Annotated in this window: 4 protein-coding genes; 1 reads left to right on the top strand and 3 read right to left on the bottom strand. The window is 65.5% G+C overall.

What is annotated here, in order from left to right:
* Together EOD07_RS30140 and EOD07_RS30135 are read right to left on the bottom strand one after the other, a co-directional pair.
* Positions 1-578 (bottom strand): lyase family protein (locus EOD07_RS30140; protein WP_245470546.1); only part of this gene is annotated, 578 nt, incomplete at its 3' end.
* Between the two features lie 267 nt (positions 579-845).
* Positions 846-1,325, bottom strand: a complete 480-nt coding sequence (locus EOD07_RS30135) for a cupin domain-containing protein (protein WP_127237912.1) — start codon at positions 1,323-1,325, stop codon at positions 846-848.
* A 106-nt stretch (positions 1,326-1,431) separates the two neighbouring features.
* Between EOD07_RS30135 and EOD07_RS30130 the strand changes: the two genes are divergently transcribed.
* Positions 1,432-2,391, top strand: coding sequence for a LysR family transcriptional regulator (locus EOD07_RS30130; protein WP_127237911.1), 960 nt, complete (start codon positions 1,432-1,434; stop codon positions 2,389-2,391).
* An 11-nt stretch (positions 2,392-2,402) separates the two neighbouring features.
* On the opposite strand, the gene EOD07_RS30125 is transcribed toward EOD07_RS30130, so the two are convergent.
* Positions 2,403-2,604: TetR family transcriptional regulator C-terminal domain-containing protein (locus tag EOD07_RS30125; RefSeq protein ID WP_206519599.1), on the bottom strand; the 202-nt coding region annotated here is incomplete at its 5' end.

Here is a 2,604-nt window from a genome sequence, read left to right as displayed (position 1 = left end):
TCCTGCGTGTGCGTGCGGCCGATCTTGATGATGTGGTTGAAGGCGCGGGCCTTGGCGTCGAGCGCCTTGTGGAGATGGTGCAGCGCCGGGATCAGGTGATGCGCGACGCGCTCGGCGCAGGCGACATGCATGGCCGTCGGATAGGTGTCGTTGGACGACTGGCTCATATTGACGTGGTCGTTGGGATGCACCGGCTTCTTCGAGCCCATGACGCCGCCGAGCATCTCGATCGCCCGGTTGGAGATCACCTCGTTGGCGTTCATGTTGGACTGCGTGCCGGAGCCGGTCTGCCACACCACCAGCGGAAAATGATCGTTGAGCTTGCCGTCGATGACTTCCTGCGCGGCGTCCACGATCGCCTTGCCGATGGCGGGATCGAGCCGCTTCATCTCCATGTTCACCTCGGCAGCGGCGCGCTTGACTATGCCGAGCGCACGCACGATCGAAGCCGGCTGCTTTTCCCAACCGATCTTGAAATTGCCCAGCGAACGCTGCGCCTGCGCGCCCCAATAGCGATCCGACGCCACCTCGATGGGGCCGAACGTATCGGTTTCGGTTCTGGTCTTTTCAGCGCTCACGGCAACTCTCCGGTCTGTCGATTTGGGCAAGGGCGTATCGCGTTGCACAAACGGCATCAAGCGGAGATTGCGGGCAGGAAAGATGCAAATCGGTTGAAGGAGCGCCGCTAATCTCCCCCCTTGAGGGGGAGATGGCCGCGAAGCGGTCGGAGGGGTCGTCTCACGTAAATCGCCGACCTCGTCTCTGGGCGCAGGAAGGCGCTGGCGCTTCACGCGCAGCGACCCCCTCTGTCGCCTTCGGCGACATCTCCCCCTCGAGGGGGGAGATCACTCCATCGGCGGCCCGACAATATCGATGTGGTTCTCGGCGCACAGCCTCGTCAGCCTCTCAATCATCTCCGGCGTCGGCACCGCCGCTTGGGGCAGCTCGGCTCGCTCCGCCGGGCGGCTCGCCTTGCGAACCATCGTTTCGAAGTCCGAACCGCGTGTGATGGTGAGCGTGTGCGCGCCTTCCGGAGACTCCACCCTGTAGGTATGCGGCAGGCCCTTCGGCGCGAGCACCGTTTCGCCGGCGCCGGCAATCCGCTCGCGGCCGTCGACGACGAAACGTATCCGTCCTTCCAGGATATGAAACACCTCGTCCTCGTTGCGATGCACATGCAGCGGCGCGGAATCGCCGTAGGGCTGGCGGTGTTCGATGACACAGATCCCGTCCTCGCCGTCGGCCGACGAAACCTGGATGGCGACCAGCGTGTTGTTGAACCAGAGGAGTTCCTTGCCTGCGATGGTCGTGTTGATCATTGTCATCACTGTTCTTCCTTTGTGGGGCGCCGATGAAACGGCTTCGGCGGCGACCTAAGCAAGGACGAGCCCGCGACGGAAATCGAATGATCGTATGGGGCGGATCGATACGATGAATTTGAATGCGCTCGATCTCAATCTGGTGAGGGTGCTCGACGCGCTTCTGCGCGAGAAGAGCGTGACGCGCGCCGGCGAGCAGATCGGCCTCAGCCAGCCGGCCGTGAGCGCCGCGCTCAACCGCCTGCGCCATGCGCTGAACGACCAGCTCTTCGTGCGGCGCGGCAACGACATGGTGCCGACTCCGCGCGCCGAGAGCCTGGCAGAACCGGTGCGCGCGGCGCTGCGCGAGATCGAGCGCGCCTTTCAACCGGCGACCGATTTCGATCCGGCAACGCTGGAACGGACCTTCACCTTCATGGGCGCCGACTTCTTCTCCATGCTCCTGATGCCGCCCTTCGCCGCCCGCATCGCCGCGGTGGCGCCCGGCCTATCGTTCCGCTTCCTCGACAGCGCCATCGGCGACGTCTCCAAGCTGCTGCAGGAAGACCGGATCGACCTGGCGCTGGAGCGCCCGCTGGAGGTCGCGGAGTGGGTCTCGAGCGTGGCACTGTTCGGCTCGCCTTTCGCCATCATCGCGGCGAAAGGCAATGCTGCTCTCGGCCAGGCGGGCGTTGTCGAAGGCGAGCAGGTGCCCCTCGACCTCTTCTGTGCGCTGCCGCATGCGCTGCGCTCCATAGACGGCTCCATGTCGGGCTTCACCGACGATGCGCTGGGCAGGATGGGCCGGACGCGTCGCGTCACGCTCGCTCTGCCGCATTTCCAGGCCGTCGCTCTGGCCGTGGCCGGCGGACCTTATCTGGCCGCTGTCCCGACGCAGTTCGCGGTCGAGGCGGCAAAATCTCTGCCGATCGGCATCTATCGGGCGCCCATCGCGATTCCGTCGCCGGCCGTCAGGATGTACTGGCACGCGCGCCGCGACGATGAGCCGCCGCATCGCTGGATCCGCGAGCAGATCCTCGACGAGGTCGGAAAGCTAGGGTTCAAGGACTGGGACGGCGAGATTGGAGACTAGGTCTCACCTGGTCATCCTGCCGAGGCCAGGCCGACGGGTGCGGCTTGGCGCAGGGCAAGCCGCCCCGCGACGAAATCCTTGACCTCGCGCACCGCCTGCTCGCGCGTGACGCTGCCCGGCTGCAGGCCGAGCCTGAGCCACAGCCCGTCGATCAAGGCGGTGACGCCAAGCACGATCTCATCGGCCTGTTCCGGCGAGGCGAGGCCGGCCAGG

The organism is Mesorhizobium sp. M2C.T.Ca.TU.002.02.1.1, from assembly GCF_003997225.1.
Note: the sequence above shows the minus strand (reverse complement) of the source record. Positions and strands in the feature narration are given on the sequence as shown.